General features: G+C 30.2%; 6 protein-coding genes and 1 pseudogene. All 7 read left to right on the forward strand.

Annotated features, from left to right (window positions below; translation table 11 throughout):
* Positions 1-400: pseudogene (locus tag J7M77_RS00270) on the forward strand (signal recognition particle protein); the annotation flags it as partial.
* 98 nt (positions 401-498) lie between these two features.
* Positions 499-771: a 30S ribosomal protein S16 gene (gene rpsP / locus J7M77_RS00275; protein ID WP_296874863.1), complete on the forward strand. Its 273-nt coding sequence runs from the start codon at positions 499-501 to the stop codon at positions 769-771.
* Positions 772-773: 2 nt separating this feature from the next.
* Positions 774-1,022, forward strand: coding sequence for a KH domain-containing protein (locus J7M77_RS00280; RefSeq protein WP_296874865.1), 249 nt, complete (start codon positions 774-776; stop codon positions 1,020-1,022).
* A 42-nt stretch (positions 1,023-1,064) separates the two neighbouring features.
* Entirely contained in the window at positions 1,065-1,574 is a 510-nt protein-coding gene (gene rimM / locus J7M77_RS00285) for a ribosome maturation factor RimM (RefSeq protein WP_296874867.1), read from the forward strand.
* Positions 1,564-2,283 carry a tRNA (guanosine(37)-N1)-methyltransferase TrmD gene (trmD, locus tag J7M77_RS00290; protein WP_296874868.1) on the forward strand — a complete coding sequence of 240 codons (720 nt, stop codon included), beginning with the start codon at positions 1,564-1,566 and terminating at the stop codon, positions 2,281-2,283. The genes rimM and trmD overlap by 11 nt, the downstream gene beginning before the upstream one ends.
* Before the next feature lie 106 nt (positions 2,284-2,389).
* Entirely contained in the window at positions 2,390-2,740 is a 351-nt protein-coding gene (gene rplS / locus J7M77_RS00295; RefSeq protein ID WP_296874871.1) for a 50S ribosomal protein L19, read from the forward strand.
* A gap of 103 nt (positions 2,741-2,843) precedes the next feature.
* A complete protein-coding gene (lepB, locus tag J7M77_RS00300; protein ID WP_296874872.1) occupies positions 2,844-3,389 on the forward strand; it encodes a signal peptidase I in 546 nt (181 codons plus the stop codon).
* The last annotated feature ends 24 nt before the right edge of the window (positions 3,390-3,413 follow it).

Below are 3,413 nucleotides of genomic sequence, written 5' to 3' on the forward strand. Positions count from 1 at the left end.
TATGTTAGCACAAATGCAACAGATCAGAAAATTAGGTCCGTTATCTGGAATTATGAAAATGATTCCTGGGATGCCTAAAATGCCAAAAATAGATGATGATGAATCACAAAGACGATTAAAAATGACAGAATCAATCATCTATTCAATGACCAAAGAAGAACGCCGTGATCCTAGCATCATTACTTTATCAAGAAAACAAAGAATTGCTAAGGGATGCGGTAAGGATATTGCGGATATCAACCGGTTATTAAAACAGTTTGAAGAATCTAAGAAAATGATGAAACGACTTGGTAATTTAGATCCTAATACAGGAATGCCAATGCCTGGCCGGGCTAAGAAAAACCCGCATGTAGGTAATGCTAATCGGAAAAAGGTTCGGCATAAAAAGAAAAAAAGATAAAAAATTAAAGGTGTTAAGCAAAAATGCTTGACACTCTTTTTTTATTGTGTTAAATTATCTAAGTCAAATTTAAAATAATTTATTAGGAGGAAATATAAATGGCAGTAAAATTAAGATTATTAAGAATGGGAGCAAAAAAATCTCCATACTATAGAATTGTTGCAGCTGATGCAAGAGCTCCAAGAGATGGACGTTTCATCGAATTATTAGGAACTTATGATCCTCGTTGCAATCCTGCAAAAGTTACAATTAAAGAAGAAGAAGTTTTAAAATGGTTAAATAATGGAGCACAACCATCTGATACTGTAAGAAGCTTATTATCTAAAGAAGGAATCATTAAAAAATTCGCTGATTCTAAACTTGGTAAATAGTTATGGATTACGCAAAGATTCTTAAAGATATCGCAATTGAATTAGTTGAAGATAAAGAACATTTAGAAGTTCGTCAAATGCCTTCATTGGAAGAAAATGTAATTGTCTTACATGTTTATTCTGCCAAAAGTGATATTGCGCGTTTGATTGGACGTAGAGGTGTTATGGCTAATTCGATTAGACAGTTAATGTCGGTAGCTGGTCGGATGACAGAAAAGAAATTAGATATTAAGTTTGAATCGTATGAATAAAAAAAGATGTGCCTGGCACATCTTTTATTGCATGGAGGTAAAATGGATATAATTAAAGTTGGTAAAATAGTTGGTACCCATGGATTAAAAGGTGAAGTGAAAATTCGCTCTAATAGTGATTTCGCAAATATTCGTTTTTCAAAAGGTAATGATTTGATCATTAAAGAAAAAAATCAGGAAATTACTTTAAAGATTATTTCATCAAGGGTTCATAAAGGTAATTATTTAGTTGCATTTGAAGATCATCAAAATATTAATTTAATTGAAAAATATGTTGGTCAAGATGTATATAGCTTTAAAGATGAACAGTTACTTGATGAAGATGAATATTTTTATACTGATTTAGTTGGTTTATTAGTAGTTACTACAAATGGAAAAGAAATTGGAAAAGTTAAATCTGTATATGATAATGGTGCTCATGATATTTTAGCGGTTGATTATCATGGTAAAAAAATTGCAATTCCTTATGTTGATGCCTTTATTAAAGATGTTGATTTAGATACAAAGATCATTAAAGTTGAATTGATTAAGGGATTTATTGATGAAGATTGATATTTTAACATTATTTCCAGAAATGTTCACTGGTTTTTTATCAACTTCAATTATTAAAAGATCGATTGATAAAGGATTAGTAACCGTAAACTTGCATGATTTTCGTGAGTTTTCTACTGATAAACATAAACACGTTGATGACTATCCTTATGGTGGCGGTCAAGGAATGGTATTGATGTGTGCACCCATTGTTGAATGTTTAAAAACACTGGCTGATGAAGAAAGCTTTATTATTTTAATGTCACCCCAAGGGGTTACTTTAAATCATGGTGTAGCTGTCGATTTGACAAGCAAAAAACATTTAATTATTATTTGCGGCCATTATGAAGGGTTTGATGAACGAATCCGTGATTATGTTGACATGGAACTATCTTTTGGTGATTATGTTTTAAGAGGTGGCGAACTTGGCAGCATGGTCGTAAGTGATGCAATTATTCGATTATTAGATGGAGCAATTAAGAAAGAAAGCCATCAGGATGATTCTTTTAGTCAGGGATTATTAGAATATCCTCAATATACTCGACCTTTTAGTTATGATGGAAATGATGTTCCTGAAGTGCTGCTAAGCGGGCATCATGAAAATATACGTAAATGGCGTAAATATCAAGCACTTCGTAAAACTTATCTAAAACGCCCGGATTTATTAGAAAAATATGAATTTGATCAAGAAAGCTTAGAAATGTTGAAAAAAATAAAAGAAAATGATTGAAAATCTAATTTAATTAATATATAATACACTAGTCGCAAGACGCAAATGTTCCGCTGGTTAATCGAATGAACATTGAAGACTATATTTGATAAAAGGAGAAAGAATAATGAATTTACAATTAGTAGAACAAATTACTAAAAAACAATTACGTAGTGATATCCCTCATTTTAAACCAGGTGATACTTTAAAAGTATACGTAAAAATTAAAGAAGGGGATAAATTTAGAATTCAGTTATTTGAAGGTGTATGTATTGCTAGAAAAGGTAGCGGAATTTCTGAAACATTCACAGTAAGAAAAATTTCATATCAAGTAGGTGTTGAAAGAATTTTCCCACTTCATAGTCCAATCATTGATCGTATTGAAGTTGCTAAAATTGGTAAAGTACGTCGTGCTAAACTTAATTACTTACGTGGTTTATCTGGAAAAGCTGCAAGAATTAAAGAAATTAGAAAATAGAAATGGGATGACCCATTTCTTTTTTTATGATTTTAAATCAACAGTTAAGATTGGAAAATAAGCTAATTTGTATTATCATAGTAAACATAGGGAGAGAATAATGATGGTTAAGAAAAAATATATTTTAAAAATTTTGATTCAGATATTAGTAATCGTTTTAATTACTACAGTTGTTTTTACTAAAGGAATCATTCCCGTTAAAATTGATGGCCAAAGTATGTACCCTAGTTTACATGATGGTGATATAGCTGTAGTTAATGCATTATTTAGTGATCGTGAACATATTAAGCGATTTGATATTGTTATCTTAAAATGTGAATTGTTAGATCGAGATATTGTCAAAAGGGTAATTGGATTACCAGGCGAGACGATTAGTTATCAAGACGATCGTTTATATATAAATGGAATTTATTATAAAGAAGAATTTTTAGATCAAGAATATATCCAGGAAGCTAAATTAAATTATCAAACCGAACATTTTACAAATGATTTTGAAGTAACTTTAAAAGCTAATGAAATCTTTGTTTTAGGTGATAATCGACTACATTCTAGTGATTCTAGAACATTAGGAACATTTAGTTATGATGATATAATCGGTAAAAATGGTTTGATTGTCTTTCCATTTAAAAATACTAAATTTATTGAATAGGTGGTGAAAAAATGGCTAAACAAA

Origin of the sequence: Thomasclavelia sp., from assembly GCF_017889095.1 — a bacterium.
Lineage (GTDB): Bacteria > Bacillota_I > Bacilli_A > Erysipelotrichales > Coprobacillaceae > Thomasclavelia.